The organism is Lysinibacillus sp. AR18-8 (assembly GCF_001705465.1).
In the GTDB taxonomy this organism is placed as follows: Bacteria; Bacillota; Bacilli; order Bacillales_A; family Planococcaceae; genus Lysinibacillus; species Lysinibacillus capsici.
This window is the reverse complement of sequence record NZ_MDGU01000051.1, coordinates 16,201-30,810: the sequence shown is the minus strand read 5'-3', so window position 1 is coordinate 30,810 and position 14,610 is coordinate 16,201. Positions and strand designations below refer to the sequence as shown.

Below are 14,610 nucleotides of genomic sequence, written 5' to 3'. Positions count from 1 at the left end.
ACATGTTAGTAATTTAGTGTATGAAAGTAGAGTGTAACAATGAATGCAGTAATTGCGGCTGTTGCCGTTATGTTAATATTAAGCTTGCTTCGCATCAATGTAGTTCTCTCGTTAGTTCTAGGAGCATTTGTAGGTGGTCTAACTAGTGGAATGGGCATTGAGTCAACAGTCCAATCATTTACAGAAGGATTAGGAGCAGGAGCAACCATTGCATTAAGTTATGGCTTACTTGGTGGTTTTGCAATCGCCATTGCCAAAACAGGAATACCCGAATTAATGATAGCCGGGATGTTAAAAATATTAAAGGGTGAAAATAATAGAAAAGGACTTGTGAAGGTATTAATTTTCTTCCTTATTTTTGTGATGTCTATTTTATCTCAAAATGTTATTCCTATTCATATTGCCTTCATTCCATTATTAATACCTCCTATTTTAAAGATTTTAAATATGCTAGAAGTCGACCGACGTATAATTGCAACGTTGATTGCAGTAGGCTTAATTGGTACTTATAGTTTTGTACCTGCTGGTTTTGGAGCAATCTTTCAAGATATCGTTGCTACACAAGTGTCAGAGGGAGGAATGGCTGTTTCTTCACGTGATGTCCCTGCAGCAATGGGTATTCCCGTATTAGGAATGCTAATCGGATTGATAATTGCCTTCGCTGTATACCGCAAACCAAGACATTATAAGCATAGTGAAGTGGCGACGGAATCTTTAAATGTAAACGTCAGCAAATTCATTATGTTTTCTACAGCTCTGGCACTAGTAATATCACTATGCGCTCAAGTGTTAACAGACTCAATGATTGTAGGCTCGTTTGCAGGTATTATGATTATGTATTTTACAGGTGCTCTTAAATGGAGAGAAGCAGATGAGATTCTTTCTGAAGGAATGAAGATGATGGCCTTTATTGGCTTTGTTATGATTTCGGCAAATGGTTTTGCGGCGGTAATCAATGCAACAGGTCATGTGGACAGCTTAATTACAAATTCACTCACTGTATTAGAAGGAAATAGAAGTCTTGCTGTCTTCATCATGTTAGTCATAGGATTAGTTGTGACGATGGGGATTGGTTCGTCCTTCGCTACAGTGCCTATAATCGCGACACTATTTGTTCCGCTAGCACAAGGTTTAGATATGAGTCCTTTAGCGATATTATGCTTAATCGGTACAGCTGGTGCTCTAGGAGACGCAGGTTCTCCAGCATCCGATTCTACATTAGGGCCAACAGCAGGCCTTAATGTTGATGGCCAGCATCATCATATTTGGGATACCTGTGTTCCTACGTTTATTTTCATTAACATACCACTAATCCTGTTTGGTTGGATTGCCTGTGTGTTCTTTCTATAATAAGGAGGTAGTTTCTATAATTATATAGAAACTACTTTTTTCTTTTTTGAGTTATTTGAAATGTGCGAAAATGTTGATATGACAACCTTAAGTGTTGCAATATGTATAGAAATTTTATATACTAATAAACGGCTTAATAAAGCGAAGAAATAGTAGTACTAAGAATATCTGCAACATTTAAAAGAATTTAGCGAAAAGACTTGCTTATTCTTTTTTTATTGTATATAATGTTGAATGTTGGTCTTTGACTGCGATGAAGCGAGAGGTTGCCGACACACCCGGCCGCTTTGCCATGGCGGTGTGTGGGAAAATTTTCGTGGAGAATGTCTAGAAAATAGGCGAGAAGGAGGGAAAATAATGGCAAAACAAAAGATTCGTATTCGTTTAAAAGCGTATGATCACCGTATTTTAGATCAATCTGCTGAGAAAATTGTGGAAACTGCAAAACGTTCAGGTGCAAGTGTATCAGGTCCGATTCCACTTCCAACTGAGAAGTCTGTGTACACAATTCTTCGTGCGGTTCACAAGTACAAAGATTCTCGTGAACAATTCGAAATGCGTACGCATAAACGTCTGATCGATATCGTTAACCCAACACCACAAACTGTTGACGCGTTAATGAAACTTGATTTACCATCTGGCGTTGATATCGAAATCAAACTTTAATGGTAAAAACAATATAACTTTTAAAACTTACAGGAGGTGTGACAAATGGCTAAAGGAATCTTAGGTAGAAAAATTGGTATGACACAAGTTTTCGCTGAAAACGGCGATTTAATCCCGGTAACAGTTATCGAAGCTACTCCAAACGTAGTTCTTCAAAAGAAAACTGTTGAAACAGACGGCTACGAAGCAATTCAAGTTGGTTTCGAAGACAAGCGCGTTAAGCTTTCTAACAAACCAGAACAAGGTCACGTAGCAAAAGCGAACACTGCTCCTAAGCGCTTCATTCGTGAATTCCGCAACGTGAACGTGGAAGAATACGAAGTTGGTCAAGAAGTCAAAGTAGAAATTTTCGCAGAAGGCGATGTAATCGATGTAACAGGAGTTACTAAAGGTAAAGGTTTCCAAGGTGTTATCAAACGCCACGGACAATCTCGTGGTCCTATGGCCCACGGTTCTCGTTACCACCGTCGTCCTGGTTCAATGGGTCCAGTTGCTCCGAACCGCGTATTCAAACAAAAGAAATTACCTGGTCAAATGGGTGGCAATGTAGTTACAATCCAAAACTTAGAAATCGTGAAAGTTGACACAGATCGTAACTTACTACTTGTTAAAGGTAATGTTCCTGGTTCTAAAAAAGCTCTAGTTACAGTAAAAACTGCAATTAAAGCTAAGTAATCACTTAAGGAAAGGAGGAAACAGGAATGACAAAAGTATCTGTACTTAGTCAAACAGGTGCTTCAGTTGGTGAAATCGAATTAAACGATGCGATCTTCGGAATCGAGCCAAATGAAGCAGTATTATTCGACGCAGTAGTTGCTCAACGCGCTTCTCTTCGTCAAGGTAATCACAAGGTTAAAAACCGTTCTGAAGTTGCTGGTGGTGGTCGTAAACCATGGCGTCAAAAAGGAACTGGTCGTGCTCGTCAAGGTTCTATCCGTTCTCCACAATGGCGCGGCGGTGGTATCGTATTCGGTCCTACTCCACGTAGCTATTCTTATAAATTACCTAAAAAAGTTCGTCGTTTAGCTCTTAAATCTGCTTTATCAGCTAAAGTAGTAGAACAAAACTTCTTAGTTCTTGATGCTCTAACTCTAGCAGCACCAAAAACAAAAGAATTCACAAAAATCCTTAAAGATCTTTCTTTAGAGAAAAAATCTTTATTCGTAACTGCTGACCTAGATGAAAACGTAGCATTATCTGCTCGTAACATCCCAGGTGTAACAGTTTTAACTGCAAACGGAATCAACGTTCTTGATCTATTAGGTCATGATAAAGTTGTATTCACTAAGTCTGCAGTAGAAAAAGTTGAGGAGGTGCTTGGATAATGGAAGCACGTGATATTTTAAAACGTCCGGTCATTACTGAGCGTTCTTCAGAACTTATGGCAGAGAAAAAGTATACTTTCGAAGTAGACACTCGCGCTAACAAAACTCAAGTAAAAGACGCTGTAGAAGAAATCTTTGGCGTAAAAGTTGAGAAAGTAAACGTTCTTAACTACAAAGGTAAATTCAAACGCGTAGGCCGTTACGGTGGTTACACTAACAAACGTCGTAAAGCGATCGTTAAACTAACTGCTGATAGCAAAGAAATTGAATTATTCGAAATGTAATCCTAACGGATTTATGATTTGAACACTCAAGAAGGAGGGAAAACACAATGGCGATTAAAAAGTATAAACCTACCTCTAATGGTCGTCGTAACATGACGTCATTAGACTTTGCGGAAATTACAACTAACAAGCCTGAGAAATCATTGCTTGAACCAACTAAACGCAAAGCTGGTCGTAACAACCAAGGTAAAATCACTGTTCGTCATCATGGTGGTGGTCATAAGAAGCAATACCGTGTTATCGATTTCAAACGTGTTAAAGATGGCATTCCGGCAAAAGTTGCTACTATTGAATATGATCCAAACCGTTCTGCGAATATCGCATTAATCAACTACGCTGATGGAGCAAAAGCTTACATCTTAGCACCAAAAGGTCTAGAGGTTGGTCAAACAATCGTTTCTGGTCCAGATGCTGATATTAAAGTAGGTAACACTTTACCATTAGCAAACATTCCAATGGGTACTACAATCCATAACATCGAGTTAAAACCTGGTAAAGGCGGACAATTAGTACGTTCAGCTGGTACTTCTGCGCAAGTACTTGGTCGTGAAGATAAGTACGTTATCGTTCGTTTACAATCTGGTGAAGTACGTTTAGTTTTAGCTACTTGCCGCGCTACAATCGGTCAAGTTGGTAACGAACAACACGAACTTGTACACATCGGTAAAGCAGGTCGTAGCCGTTGGTTAGGTAAACGCCCAGAAGTTCGTGGTTCTGTAATGAACCCTAACGATCACCCACACGGTGGTGGTGAAGGACGTTCTCCAATCGGACGTAAATCACCAATGACTCCTTGGGGTAAACCAGCACTTGGTTACAAAACTCGCAAGAAGAAAAACAAATCGGATAAATTTATCATCCGTAGTCGTAAAAAATAAAGTGGTTAAACTACGGTTCTATGTGAGAGCCGTGGTGGAATCACGGAGGGAGGTTCCTACATGGGTCGCAGCTTGAAAAAAGGACCTTTTGTCGATGACCACTTAATGAAAAAAGTGGAAGCGCAAGAGGCTTCTGAGAAAAAACAAGTTATCAAAACTTGGTCACGCCGTTCTACAATCTTCCCGAACTTCATCGGTTTAACGATTGCTGTATATGATGGACGTAAACATGTTCCTGTATACGTAACAGAAGATATGGTAGGCCATAAACTTGGTGAGTTCGCACCGACACGTACTTATAAAGGTCACGGTGCAGACGACAAGAAAACAAGACGCTAATTTTGAGAGGAGGTAAATCCTAATGACACAAGCTAAAGCTATCGCTCGTACAGTACGCATTGCTCCTCGCAAAGTACGTCTAGTTGTAGACTTAATCCGAGGTAAGCAAGTTGGTGAAGCAGTTGCAATTTTACGTCATACTCCAAAAGCGGCGTCTCCAGTCGTTGAGAAAGTATTAAAATCTGCAGTTGCTAACGCTGAGCACAACTACGATCTTGACATCAACTCTTTAGTAGTTTCTGAAGTATTCGTTGACGAAGGTCCAACTTTAAAACGTTTCCGTCCACGTGCACAAGGACGTGCAAGCGCAATTAACAAACGCACAAGCCACATTACTCTAGTGGTATCTGAGAAGAAGGAGGGTTAATCCGTGGGTCAAAAAGTACATCCAATAGGACTACGCGTTGGTATTATTCGTGACTGGGAGTCAAAATGGTACGCTGAAAAAGACTATGCAACTCTACTTCACGAAGACATCAAAGTGCGTAAATATATTGAAACGGCTCTTAAAGACGCTTCAGTTTCTAAAGTAGAAATCGAACGTGCTGCAAACCGTGTAAACATTACAATTCACACTGCGAAACCAGGTATGGTAATCGGTAAAGGTGGTACTGAAGTTGAAAATCTTCGTAAATACCTTAGCGATTTAACTGGTAAACGTGTACACATCAACATCATTGAAATCAAACGTGCAGATCTTGACGCTCGTCTAGTAGCTGAAAACATCGCTCGTCAATTAGAAAATCGTGTATCATTCCGTCGTGCGCAAAAGCAAGCGATCCAACGCACAATCCGCGCTGGTGCAAAAGGAATTAAAACACAAGTATCTGGTCGTTTAGGTGGCGCTGATATCGCGCGTGCTGAACACTATAGTGAAGGAACTGTTCCACTTCATACTCTACGTGCTGACATCGATTATGCACACGCAGAAGCTGATACTACTTACGGTAAATTAGGCGTTAAAGTATGGATCTACCGTGGTGAAGTTCTTCCTACGAAGAAATCTGTGGAAGGAGGCAAATAATATGTTATTGCCTAAACGCGTTAAATACCGTCGTGAACACCGCGGCAACATGCGTGGCGAAGCGAAAGGCGGTAAAGAAGTAACTTTTGGCGAATGGGGCTTACAAGCTCAAACTGCTAGCTGGATTACTAACCGTCAAATCGAATCTGCTCGTATCGCGATGACTCGTTACATGAAACGTGGCGGTAAAGTTTGGATTAAAATCTTCCCACATAAACCTTACACTAAAAAACCTCTAGAAGTCCGCATGGGTTCTGGTAAAGGTTCTCCTGAAGGTTGGGTAGCAGTAGTTAAACCAGGAAAAGTAATGTTCGAAATTGCTGGCGTATCTGAAGAAGTTGCACGTGAAGCACTTCGTTTAGCATCACACAAACTTCCTGTTAAATGTAAGATCGTAAAACGTCAAGAAACTGGTGGTGAATCTAATGAAAGCTAATGAAATCCGTGACCTTGCTACTTCTGAAATAGAATTAAAAGTGAAATCACTGAAAGAAGAGCTTTTCAACCTTCGCTTCCAATTGGCGACTGGTCAATTAGAAAACACAGCTCGTATTCGTGAAGTGCGTAAAGCAATCGCGCGTATGAAAACTGTTATTCGTGAAAGAGAAATCAGTGCAAATAACTGATAAAGGAGGTTTTCAAGTATGACTGAGCGCAATCAACGCAAAGTTTACACGGGCCGCGTTGTTTCAGATAAAATGGACAAAACTGTTACTGTTTTAGTTGAAACTTACAAAAAGCACAAGCTTTATGGTAAGCGTGTAAAATACTCTAAAAAGTTTAAAGCTCATGATGAGTTAAACACAGCGAAAATCGGTGATATCGTACGTATCATGGAAACTCGCCCGCTATCAGCTACTAAACGTTTCCGTCTAGTAGAAGTTGTAGAAAAAGCGGTTATTATTTAATAACTATTTCGGAACAACCAATTTCCGAAGGGAGGTAACCTAAGTGATCCAACAAGAAAGTCGTATGAAAGTTGCTGACAACTCAGGTGCACGTGAAGTTCTTACAATTAAAGTGCTTGGTGGCTCTGGCCGTAAAACTGCTAACATCGGTGATATCGTTGTTTGTACAGTTAAGAAAGCAACACCAGGTGGCGTTGTCAAGAAGGGTGACGTTGTTAAAGCTGTTATCGTTCGTACTAAATCAGGCGTTCGTCGTAAAGACGGCACGTACATCAAATTTGATGAAAATGCTTGTGTAATTATTCGTGATGATAAATCACCACGCGGAACTCGTATTTTCGGACCTGTTGCACGTGAACTACGTGACAGCAACTTCATGAAAATCGTTTCTCTAGCTCCAGAAGTTCTTTAATTTCATGACAGTGCCAATCAAGGAGGTGCGACAGCATGCATGTAAAAAAAGGTGACAAGGTTAAGGTAATCACTGGTAAGGATAAAGGCAAAGAAGGCGTAATCCTTGCTGCTTTCCCAAAACAAGATCGCGTTCTTGTTGAAGGTGTGAACATCGTGAAAAAACACGTTAAACCTAACCAATTGAATCCACAAGGTGGTATTGTTAGCCAAGAGGCTGCAATTCACGTTTCGAACGTAATGCTAATCGATCCTAAATCTGGCGAGCCGACTCGTGTAGGTTATAAAATCGAAAACGGTAAAAAAGTTCGTGTAGCAAAAAAATCAGGTGCAGTAATCGACTAATTAGTATAAATAGAAGGGAGGTACACACATGAGCCGCCTAAAAGAAAAATATTTAAATGAAGTTTCTCCAGCTCTTATGAGCAAATTTGGATATAAATCAGTTATGCAACTACCGAAAGTTGAGAAAATCGTTATCAACATGGGTGTTGGTGATGCAGTTCAAAACTCTAAAGCGTTAGATGCAGCTGTTGAAGAATTAACAATTATCACTGGTCAAAAACCAGTAGTAACTAAAGCTAAAAAATCGATCGCAGGTTTCCGTCTTCGTGAAGGTATGCCTATCGGTGCTAAAGTTACATTACGCGGTGAGCGTATGTATGAATTCTTGGACAAATTAATTTCTATCTCACTACCTCGTGTACGTGACTTCCGTGGTGTTTCTAAAAAAGCATTCGATGGTCGCGGTAACTACACTCTAGGTGTTAAAGAACAATTAATTTTCCCAGAAATCGATTACGATAAAGTTTCAAAAGTACGCGGTATGGACATCGTGATCGTAACGACAGCGAACTCTGACGAAGAAGCTCGCGAGTTATTGACACAATTCGGTATGCCGTTCCAAAAGTAATCAAACAAGGAGGGCGAAAACGTGGCTAAAAAATCTATGATCGTTAAACAACAACGTAAGCAAAAGTTTAAAGTGCAAGAGTATACACGTTGTGAACGCTGTGGTCGTCCACATTCAGTATATCGCAAATTCAAACTTTGCCGTATTTGTTTCCGAGAACTTGCATATAAGGGACAAATTCCTGGCGTGAAAAAAGCCAGCTGGTAATCCCCTAATTTGGGAAGGAGGTAAATGTAATGACAATGACTGATCCGATTGCAGATATGCTTACTCGCATTCGTAATGCGAACATGGTTCGTCACGAGAAGTTAGAAGTACCAGCTTCCAACGTGAAAAAAGAAATCGCTGAAATTTTAAAGCGTGAAGGTTTCGTACGTGACGTAGAATACGTGGAAGACAACAAACAAGGTATCATCCGTATTTTCTTAAAATATGGAAAAGATAACGAGCGCGTTATCACTGGCTTAAAACGTATTTCTAAACCTGGTTTACGTGTATATGCTAAAACAAATGAAGTACCTAAAGTATTGAACGGTCTAGGTATCGCTTTAGTGTCAACTTCACAAGGTTTATTAACAGATAAAGAAGCTCGCGCTAAACAAGTTGGCGGAGAAATTCTAGCATACGTTTGGTAATTAGCAATAAATGAATGGAGGTGCAGCTAAATGTCTCGTGTAGGTAAAAAAATTATCGAGGTACCAGCTAACGTAACTGTTACTGTTGCAGCTGACAACACTGTTACTGTTAAAGGTCCTAAAGGCGAACTTGTTCGTTCTTTCCACCAAGATATGAAAATTGAGCAAGAGGGTAACGTAATCACTGTAGTACGTCCTTCTGATTCAAAAGAACACCGCACAAACCACGGTACTACTCGTGCGCTTCTTGCGAACATGGTTACTGGTGTTTCTGCAGGTTTCGAAAAAGCTTTAGAACTTATCGGTGTTGGTTACCGTGCGCAATTACAAGGTAATAAACTTGTACTTAACGTAGGTTACTCTCATCCAGTAGAGTTCACACCTGAAGATGGTCTACAAATTGAAGTTCCTTCAAACACAAAGATCATCGTTAAAGGTATCAGCAAAGAACGCGTTGGTGCTCTTGCATCTAACATCCGTGACGTTCGTCCACCAGAGCCTTATAAAGGTAAAGGTATTCGTTATGAAGGCGAATATGTTCGTCGTAAAGAAGGTAAAACAGGTAAATAATGCAGCTTAAGCATTAGAAAGGAGTGACCCTTGTGATTACGAAACAAGATAAAAATCAGGTTCGTAAAAAACGTCATGCTCGCGTTCGTTCTAAAATTTCGGGTACTGCTCAGCGTCCACGCTTAAACGTATTCCGTTCTAACAAGAACATTTACGCGCAACTTATCGATGACGTAGCAGGCGTAACAATTGTTAGCGCATCTTCTCAAGAAAATGGTTTCGAAGGTGCTGGTAGCAATGTTGACGCAGCAACTAAAGTCGGTGAAACAATCGCAAAACGCGCTGCGGAAAAAAATATTACTGCTGTAGTATTTGACCGTGGTGGTTACTTATATCATGGACGTGTTAAAGCTTTAGCTGAAGCTGCACGTGAGAACGGTTTAGAATTTTAATAAGAAGGAGGGACACATTTCATGAGTCGTATTGACGCAAACAAACTTGGAGAACTTGAAGAACGCGTAGTTACTATTAACCGCGTTGCTAAAGTTGTTAAAGGTGGACGTCGCTTCCGCTTCACAGCATTAGTTGTAGTTGGCGATAGAAACGGTCATGTAGGTTTCGGTACTGGTAAAGCTCAAGAGGTGCCAGATGCTATCCGCAAAGCTGTTGAAGATGCGAAGAAAAACTTAATCGAAGTGCCACGCGTAGGTGGAACAACTCCACACTTAGTGCAAGGTCGCTTTGGTGCAGGAGAAATCCTAATCAAACCTGCTGCTCCTGGTACAGGGGTTATCGCTGGTGGTCCAGTACGTGCTGTACTAGAACTTGCTGGTATTACTGATATTCTTTCAAAATCACTTGGATCTAACACACCAATTAACATGGTGCGTGCAACAATTCAAGGTTTAACTGAATTAAAACGCGTAGAGGACGTAGCTAAATTACGTGGTAAATCAGTGGAAGAACTATTAGGATAAGGGGGGAAAGATAATGGCTAACAAATTAGAAATCACCCTTACTAAATCTGTGATTGGTACTAAACCTGCACAACGCAAAACTGTTGAAGCTTTAGGTTTACGTAAATTACACCAAACTGTAGAGAAAGCTGATAACGCAGCTACTCGCGGTATGCTTGATAAAGTAGCTCACTTAGTTACTGTAAAAGAAATTTAATTTCCAATTATTGAACAAGGAGGTGCCACCCACTATGAAACTGCATGAGTTAAAACCAGCAGAAGGTTCTCGTAAGCAACGCAACCGCGTTGGTCGTGGTATCGGTTCTGGTAACGGTAAAACAGCAGGTAAAGGTCATAAAGGTCAAAACGCTCGTTCTGGTGGCGGTGTACGCCCAGGCTTTGAAGGCGGTCAGAACCCATTATTCCGTCGTTTACCAAAACGTGGCTTTACGAACATTAACCGTAAAGAATACGCGATCGTTAACCTTGATGCTTTAAACCGTTTCGAAGACGGTGCAGAGGTAACTGCTGCATTATTACTTGAAACTGGTCTAGTGAGCAATGAAAAAGCTGGAATTAAAGTTCTAGGCAACGGAACTCTTAATAAAAAGCTTACTGTCAAAGCTCATAAATTCTCAGCTTCAGCGAAAGAAGCAATCGAGAATGCCGGCGGAACTACTGAGGTGATTTAATGTTTCAGACAATCTCTAACTTTATGCGTGTTCGAGATATAAGAAATAAAATCATTTTCACACTTTTAATGTTAATCGTTTTTCGTATTGGAACTTTCATTCCAGTACCTAACGTTGACGCTAATGTATTAAAGGCAACTGATGAGTTTAACCTCGTTGGTTTCCTGAATACTTTTGGCGGTGGTGCTTTAAAGAACTTCTCCATCTTTGCAATGGGGATTATGCCTTACATCACAGCCTCAATTATTGTTCAGTTATTGCAAATGGACGTAGTACCGAAGTTTGCTGAGTGGGCAAAGCAAGGTGAAGTCGGAAGACGTAAACTTGCGCAATTTACACGCTACTTTACTATTATTCTTGCTTTTATTCAATCATTCGCGATGTCATTTGGTTTTAATAGAATGTATGGCGGGTCATTGATTAAGGAAGAAGGAGTTTTAACATATGTTATAATCTCTATTGTATTAACAGCGGGTACAGCATTCCTAGTATGGCTTGCTGATCAAATTACTGCGCATGGCGTTGGTAATGGTATTTCTGTTGTAATCTTCGCAGGTATCGTTGCGGCATTACCTACAGGTATCAACCAAATCTATGCACAACAAATCGAGGGTGCGGGTGATAAGCTATTTATCAACCTAATTATCCTTGGTCTACTTGTTTTAATCTTGCTTGCGGTTGTTATTGGAGTTATCTACGTGCAACAAGCACTACGTAAAATTCCAATTCAATATGCAAAACGAGTTACTGGGCGAAATCAACAAACTGGTGGTCAACAAACTCATTTACCGTTAAAAGTAAATGCTGCAGGGGTTATTCCTGTAATCTTTGCTTCAGCGTTTCTGATGACACCTCGTACGTTAGTTCCGTTCTTCGGTGAAAATAATGTTACTACTTTCATTAATAACACGTTTGATCATACAAAACCTGTTGGAATGATTATTTATGTGGCATTAATCATCGCATTCACATATTTCTATGCATTCGTACAAGTGAATCCAGAAAATGTGGCAGATAACTTGAAAAAGCAAGGTGCTTATATTCCAGGTATTCGTCCTGGTGAAAACACTCAAACGTATTTAACAAGCGTGTTATATCGTCTGACATTTGTCGGCGCGATTTTCTTAACTGTTATTTCAGTAATGCCGGTTATATTCATAAACTTTATGAATCTACCTGCCTCAGTGCAGATCGGTGGTACTAGTATTATTATCGTAGTCGGCGTAGCGCTCGAAACGATGAAGCAGCTAGAATCTCAACTTGTTAAACGTCACTACAAAGGCTTTATGAAATAATGTTGGTTTTTAGGGAACGTTCCATCGTTTCCTTTAATCAGCAAACCTTTTGTGGGAGGAATATTTCCTAATGAATATCGTTTTAATGGGTCTGCCAGGTGCTGGTAAAGGTACGCAGGCAGATAAAATTGTTGAGAAGTACGCAATTCCTCATATTTCTACAGGCGATATGTTCCGTGCTGCAATTAAAGAAGGTACTGAACTAGGCTTACAAGCTAAGTCGTTTATGGATCAAGGTGCACTTGTACCTGATGAAGTAACGATTGGTATTGTTCGTGAGCGACTGGCTAAACCTGATTGTGAAAAAGGATTCTTATTAGATGGTTTCCCACGTACTGTTCCTCAAGCTGAAGCCTTAGATAGCATTCTTGCTGACCTAGGTAAAGCTATTGAGCATACATTAAACATTCAAGTTGAAAAGGATGAGTTAATTGCTCGTCTTTCAGGTAGACGTATTTGTAAAACTTGTGGTACATCCTATCATTTAATTTTCAATCCTCCTGCTGAGGAAGGGAAATGTGATAAAGATGGTGGCGAGCTTTATACACGTGCAGATGATAATCCTGAAACGGTTGCGAACCGTCTGGAAGTAAATATGAAACAAGCACAACCTCTACTTGATTTCTATCAAGCTAAAGGCGTGTTAACTAATATAGATGGACAGCAAGATATTAACAAAGTGTTTGCTGATCTTGATGCTCTATTACAGAGCAGCCGCAGCTGATACCCGGCTCCGGGCGCAGAGTACTGCTTCCGCGGGAGGCATGCGGGAGCAACAACGAAACATAATTTTTTTGAGAGTTGCAAAAGCATATTGTGCCCGGTATATATTTCTTCTTAAAAGTGCAACATACCTTTTGGAGGAGTATAATGGGTTTCGTGGAAGCATCTGTGTAACGGGTATGAATATCTCATCCAAGACATTCCGGTATTCGTGTAAACATGGGAGATTCAGTGCCCTTACTGGTTCTGTATATTCCGTGGATTGTGTGAAGCGAAACCAGACGAGCGTCTTTCAAACATCTCTCATACAATCCAAACATATGTTGAAACGAGGTTGCTTCTAAAGTTGCAGCAGATATCCGTTTGATGTAACGATGAGAACTTTAATTTGCATATAGAGAGGAGACAGAGTAGATGGCGAAAGATGATGTAATTGAAGTCGAAGGGACAGTTGTTGAGACTTTGCCAAACGCGATGTTTAAGGTAGAATTAGAAAATGGACATGTGATTCTAGCACACGTATCTGGTAAGATTCGTATGCACTTTATCCGTATTCTACCTGGAGATAAGGTTACTATTGAGTTATCTCCTTATGATTTAACTCGCGGTCGTATCACATACCGTTTTAAATAATCTTTTGCGCTCCGGACTACTAAGGAGGTTAGGTTAGATGAAAGTGAGACCATCTGTGAAACCGATCTGCGAAAAATGTAAAGTAATTCGCCGACGCGGTAAAGTAATGGTAATCTGTGAAAATCCTAAACATAAACAAAAACAAGGTTAATTCTAAAGGAGGTGCACAACGTACATGGCACGTATTGCTGGTGTTGATATTCCTCGCGACAAACGCGTGGTAATTTCATTAACGTACATTTTCGGTATTGGTAAAACTACAGCTCAGAAAGTACTAGCTGATGCAGGTATTTCAGAAGATACACGCGTACGCGACTTAACTGAAGATGAGTTAAACAAAATCCGTGAACAATTAGATTCATACAAACTTGAAGGTGACTTACGTCGCGAAACTTCATTAAATATTAAACGTCTGATGGAAATCGGTTCATTCCGTGGTATCCGTCACCGTCGTGGCTTACCTGTTCGTGGTCAAAATACGAAGAACAATGCGCGTACGCGTAAAGGTCCTCGTAAAACAGTTGCGAACAAGAAAAAATAATTGGTAAAGGAGGTTCCTTCTTAACATGGCTCGTAAACAACAAACTCGTAAACGTCGTGTGAAAAAGAATATCGAATCTGGTATCGCACACATTCGTTCTACATTTAACAATACAATCGTAACGATTACAGATATGCAAGGTAACGCTGTATCTTGGTCAAGTGCTGGTGCTCTTGGTTTCCGTGGTTCACGTAAATCTACACCATTCGCTGCTCAAATGGCTGCAGAAACTGCTGCTAAAACATCCCTTGAACATGGTCTGAAAACGTTGGAAGTAACTGTTAAAGGTCCTGGTGCTGGTCGTGAAGCTGCTATTCGTGCACTTCAAGCTGCTGGTTTAGAAGTAACTGCTATTAAAGACGTTACTCCAGTTCCTCATAATGGTTGCCGTCCGCCAAAACGTCGTCGCGTGTAATGGGTGCGTCTCATATTGTATGAGAACATCATTTTTTGTACAGACTGTCTTGTGCAGATAATAAACGATACGTCATTGACGATCGAATCTATGATGGAAAGAACCTATACAT

The 14,610-nt window shown here is 40.3% G+C and carries 28 protein-coding genes and 1 pseudogene; all 29 read left to right on the top strand.

Features of this window, described 5'->3' with window-relative positions:
• The first annotated feature begins 39 nt into the window (after positions 1–39).
• A complete protein-coding gene (locus BFM98_RS20940; RefSeq protein WP_066038308.1) occupies positions 40–1,350 on the top strand; it encodes a Na+/H+ antiporter family protein in 1,311 nt (436 codons plus the stop codon).
• A 357-nt stretch (positions 1,351–1,707) separates the two neighbouring features.
• Entirely contained in the window at positions 1,708–2,016 is a 309-nt protein-coding gene (gene rpsJ, locus BFM98_RS20935; protein ID WP_004233624.1) for a 30S ribosomal protein S10, read from the top strand.
• Positions 2,017–2,061: 45 nt separating this feature from the next.
• Complete coding sequence (rplC, locus tag BFM98_RS20930) at positions 2,062–2,691, top strand: 50S ribosomal protein L3 (RefSeq protein ID WP_004233625.1); 630 nt, start codon at positions 2,062–2,064, stop codon at positions 2,689–2,691.
• A gap of 26 nt (positions 2,692–2,717) precedes the next feature.
• Complete coding sequence (rplD, locus tag BFM98_RS20925; protein ID WP_004233626.1) at positions 2,718–3,341, top strand: 50S ribosomal protein L4; 624 nt, start codon at positions 2,718–2,720, stop codon at positions 3,339–3,341.
• Positions 3,341–3,625, top strand: coding sequence for a 50S ribosomal protein L23 (rplW, locus tag BFM98_RS20920; RefSeq protein WP_004233628.1), 285 nt, complete (start codon positions 3,341–3,343; stop codon positions 3,623–3,625). Before rplD ends, rplW begins: the two co-directional genes overlap by 1 nt.
• A gap of 47 nt (positions 3,626–3,672) precedes the next feature.
• Positions 3,673–4,503, top strand: coding sequence for a 50S ribosomal protein L2 (gene rplB / locus BFM98_RS20915; RefSeq protein WP_009373990.1), 831 nt, complete (start codon positions 3,673–3,675; stop codon positions 4,501–4,503).
• Between the two features lie 60 nt (positions 4,504–4,563).
• Positions 4,564–4,842 carry a 30S ribosomal protein S19 gene (gene rpsS / locus BFM98_RS20910; RefSeq protein ID WP_004233637.1) on the top strand — a complete coding sequence of 93 codons (279 nt, stop codon included), beginning with the start codon at positions 4,564–4,566 and terminating at the stop codon, positions 4,840–4,842.
• Positions 4,843–4,864: 22 nt separating this feature from the next.
• Entirely contained in the window at positions 4,865–5,209 is a 345-nt protein-coding gene (gene rplV / locus BFM98_RS20905) for a 50S ribosomal protein L22 (RefSeq protein ID WP_004233639.1), read from the top strand.
• 3 nt (positions 5,210–5,212) lie between these two features.
• Positions 5,213–5,866, top strand: coding sequence for a 30S ribosomal protein S3 (gene rpsC / locus BFM98_RS20900; RefSeq protein WP_004233642.1), 654 nt, complete (start codon positions 5,213–5,215; stop codon positions 5,864–5,866).
• 1 nt (position 5,867) lies between these two features.
• Positions 5,868–6,302 carry a 50S ribosomal protein L16 gene (gene rplP, locus BFM98_RS20895; protein WP_004233644.1) on the top strand — a complete coding sequence of 145 codons (435 nt, stop codon included), beginning with the start codon at positions 5,868–5,870 and terminating at the stop codon, positions 6,300–6,302.
• On the top strand, positions 6,292–6,492 hold the full coding sequence (gene rpmC / locus BFM98_RS20890) for a 50S ribosomal protein L29 (protein WP_004233646.1): 201 nt from the start codon (positions 6,292–6,294) through the stop codon (positions 6,490–6,492). The genes rplP and rpmC overlap by 11 nt, the downstream gene beginning before the upstream one ends.
• An 18-nt stretch (positions 6,493–6,510) precedes the next feature.
• Entirely contained in the window at positions 6,511–6,774 is a 264-nt protein-coding gene (rpsQ, locus tag BFM98_RS20885; protein ID WP_004233648.1) for a 30S ribosomal protein S17, read from the top strand.
• Positions 6,775–6,817: 43 nt separating this feature from the next.
• Entirely contained in the window at positions 6,818–7,186 is a 369-nt protein-coding gene (rplN, locus tag BFM98_RS20880) for a 50S ribosomal protein L14 (protein ID WP_004233650.1), read from the top strand.
• A 35-nt stretch (positions 7,187–7,221) separates the two neighbouring features.
• Positions 7,222–7,530, top strand: coding sequence for a 50S ribosomal protein L24 (gene rplX / locus BFM98_RS20875; RefSeq protein WP_004233652.1), 309 nt, complete (start codon positions 7,222–7,224; stop codon positions 7,528–7,530).
• Positions 7,531–7,558: 28 nt separating this feature from the next.
• Entirely contained in the window at positions 7,559–8,098 is a 540-nt protein-coding gene (rplE, locus tag BFM98_RS20870; protein ID WP_004233654.1) for a 50S ribosomal protein L5, read from the top strand.
• A 21-nt stretch (positions 8,099–8,119) separates the two neighbouring features.
• Complete coding sequence (locus BFM98_RS20865; protein ID WP_004233656.1) at positions 8,120–8,305, top strand: type Z 30S ribosomal protein S14; 186 nt, start codon at positions 8,120–8,122, stop codon at positions 8,303–8,305.
• Between the two features lie 29 nt (positions 8,306–8,334).
• Complete coding sequence (gene rpsH, locus BFM98_RS20860) at positions 8,335–8,733, top strand: 30S ribosomal protein S8 (protein ID WP_004233658.1); 399 nt, start codon at positions 8,335–8,337, stop codon at positions 8,731–8,733.
• A gap of 30 nt (positions 8,734–8,763) precedes the next feature.
• A complete protein-coding gene (gene rplF / locus BFM98_RS20855; RefSeq protein WP_048395570.1) occupies positions 8,764–9,303 on the top strand; it encodes a 50S ribosomal protein L6 in 540 nt (179 codons plus the stop codon).
• Between the two features lie 32 nt (positions 9,304–9,335).
• Entirely contained in the window at positions 9,336–9,695 is a 360-nt protein-coding gene (rplR, locus tag BFM98_RS20850; RefSeq protein ID WP_004233662.1) for a 50S ribosomal protein L18, read from the top strand.
• A gap of 21 nt (positions 9,696–9,716) precedes the next feature.
• Positions 9,717–10,220, top strand: a complete 504-nt coding sequence (rpsE, locus tag BFM98_RS20845; protein WP_004233664.1) for a 30S ribosomal protein S5 — start codon at positions 9,717–9,719, stop codon at positions 10,218–10,220.
• 13 nt (positions 10,221–10,233) lie between these two features.
• Entirely contained in the window at positions 10,234–10,416 is a 183-nt protein-coding gene (gene rpmD, locus BFM98_RS20840; RefSeq protein ID WP_004233668.1) for a 50S ribosomal protein L30, read from the top strand.
• Between the two features lie 34 nt (positions 10,417–10,450).
• On the top strand, positions 10,451–10,891 hold the full coding sequence (gene rplO, locus BFM98_RS20835; protein ID WP_004233670.1) for a 50S ribosomal protein L15: 441 nt from the start codon (positions 10,451–10,453) through the stop codon (positions 10,889–10,891).
• Complete coding sequence (gene secY / locus BFM98_RS20830) at positions 10,891–12,186, top strand: preprotein translocase subunit SecY (protein WP_004233672.1); 1,296 nt, start codon at positions 10,891–10,893, stop codon at positions 12,184–12,186. Before rplO ends, secY begins: the two co-directional genes overlap by 1 nt.
• A 70-nt stretch (positions 12,187–12,256) precedes the next feature.
• Positions 12,257–12,910 (top strand): adenylate kinase, encoded by a 654-nt coding sequence (locus BFM98_RS20825; protein WP_004233689.1) that lies wholly within the window; start codon positions 12,257–12,259, stop codon positions 12,908–12,910.
• A gap of 249 nt (positions 12,911–13,159) precedes the next feature.
• Positions 13,160–13,237: pseudogene (locus BFM98_RS23730) on the top strand (type I methionyl aminopeptidase); the annotation flags it as partial.
• 86 nt (positions 13,238–13,323) lie between these two features.
• Entirely contained in the window at positions 13,324–13,542 is a 219-nt protein-coding gene (infA, locus tag BFM98_RS20820) for a translation initiation factor IF-1 (RefSeq protein ID WP_004233690.1), read from the top strand.
• Between the two features lie 37 nt (positions 13,543–13,579).
• Positions 13,580–13,693, top strand: coding sequence for a 50S ribosomal protein L36 (gene rpmJ / locus BFM98_RS20815; protein WP_000868344.1), 114 nt, complete (start codon positions 13,580–13,582; stop codon positions 13,691–13,693).
• A 24-nt stretch (positions 13,694–13,717) separates the two neighbouring features.
• A complete protein-coding gene (rpsM, locus tag BFM98_RS20810; RefSeq protein WP_004233729.1) occupies positions 13,718–14,083 on the top strand; it encodes a 30S ribosomal protein S13 in 366 nt (121 codons plus the stop codon).
• Between the two features lie 25 nt (positions 14,084–14,108).
• Positions 14,109–14,498, top strand: coding sequence for a 30S ribosomal protein S11 (gene rpsK, locus BFM98_RS20805; RefSeq protein WP_004233731.1), 390 nt, complete (start codon positions 14,109–14,111; stop codon positions 14,496–14,498).
• Positions 14,499–14,610 lie beyond the last annotated feature (112 nt).

Bases quoted from the DNA above. Each gene is read 5' to 3' on its own strand.
- rplP (WP_004233644.1), top strand. From the start codon at position 5,868: ATGTTATTGCCTAAACGCGTTAAATACCGTCGTGAACACCGCGGCAAC.
- rplC (WP_004233625.1), top strand. From the start codon at position 2,062: ATGGCTAAAGGAATCTTAGGTAGAAAAATTGGTATGACACAAGTTTTC.
- rplV (WP_004233639.1), top strand. From the start codon at position 4,865: ATGACACAAGCTAAAGCTATCGCTCGTACAGTACGCATTGCTCCTCGC.
- rpmJ (WP_000868344.1), top strand. From the start codon at position 13,580: ATGAAAGTGAGACCATCTGTGAAACCGATCTGCGAAAAATGTAAAGTA.
- BFM98_RS20940 (WP_066038308.1), top strand. From the start codon at position 40: ATGAATGCAGTAATTGCGGCTGTTGCCGTTATGTTAATATTAAGCTTG.
- rpsM (WP_004233729.1), top strand. From the start codon at position 13,718: ATGGCACGTATTGCTGGTGTTGATATTCCTCGCGACAAACGCGTGGTA.
- rpsH (WP_004233658.1), top strand. From the start codon at position 8,335: ATGACAATGACTGATCCGATTGCAGATATGCTTACTCGCATTCGTAAT.
- rplX (WP_004233652.1), top strand. From the start codon at position 7,222: ATGCATGTAAAAAAAGGTGACAAGGTTAAGGTAATCACTGGTAAGGAT.
- infA (WP_004233690.1), top strand. From the start codon at position 13,324: ATGGCGAAAGATGATGTAATTGAAGTCGAAGGGACAGTTGTTGAGACT.
- rpsQ (WP_004233648.1), top strand. From the start codon at position 6,511: ATGACTGAGCGCAATCAACGCAAAGTTTACACGGGCCGCGTTGTTTCA.
- rpsK (WP_004233731.1), top strand. From the start codon at position 14,109: ATGGCTCGTAAACAACAAACTCGTAAACGTCGTGTGAAAAAGAATATC.
- rplW (WP_004233628.1), top strand. From the start codon at position 3,341: ATGGAAGCACGTGATATTTTAAAACGTCCGGTCATTACTGAGCGTTCT.
- rplF (WP_048395570.1), top strand. From the start codon at position 8,764: ATGTCTCGTGTAGGTAAAAAAATTATCGAGGTACCAGCTAACGTAACT.
- rpsE (WP_004233664.1), top strand. From the start codon at position 9,717: ATGAGTCGTATTGACGCAAACAAACTTGGAGAACTTGAAGAACGCGTA.
- rpsJ (WP_004233624.1), top strand. From the start codon at position 1,708: ATGGCAAAACAAAAGATTCGTATTCGTTTAAAAGCGTATGATCACCGT.
- rplB (WP_009373990.1), top strand. From the start codon at position 3,673: ATGGCGATTAAAAAGTATAAACCTACCTCTAATGGTCGTCGTAACATG.
- rpmC (WP_004233646.1), top strand. From the start codon at position 6,292: ATGAAAGCTAATGAAATCCGTGACCTTGCTACTTCTGAAATAGAATTA.
- rpmD (WP_004233668.1), top strand. From the start codon at position 10,234: ATGGCTAACAAATTAGAAATCACCCTTACTAAATCTGTGATTGGTACT.
- rplO (WP_004233670.1), top strand. From the start codon at position 10,451: ATGAAACTGCATGAGTTAAAACCAGCAGAAGGTTCTCGTAAGCAACGC.
- rplD (WP_004233626.1), top strand. From the start codon at position 2,718: ATGACAAAAGTATCTGTACTTAGTCAAACAGGTGCTTCAGTTGGTGAA.
- rplE (WP_004233654.1), top strand. From the start codon at position 7,559: ATGAGCCGCCTAAAAGAAAAATATTTAAATGAAGTTTCTCCAGCTCTT.
- BFM98_RS20825 (WP_004233689.1), top strand. From the start codon at position 12,257: ATGAATATCGTTTTAATGGGTCTGCCAGGTGCTGGTAAAGGTACGCAG.
- secY (WP_004233672.1), top strand. From the start codon at position 10,891: ATGTTTCAGACAATCTCTAACTTTATGCGTGTTCGAGATATAAGAAAT.
- rpsS (WP_004233637.1), top strand. From the start codon at position 4,564: ATGGGTCGCAGCTTGAAAAAAGGACCTTTTGTCGATGACCACTTAATG.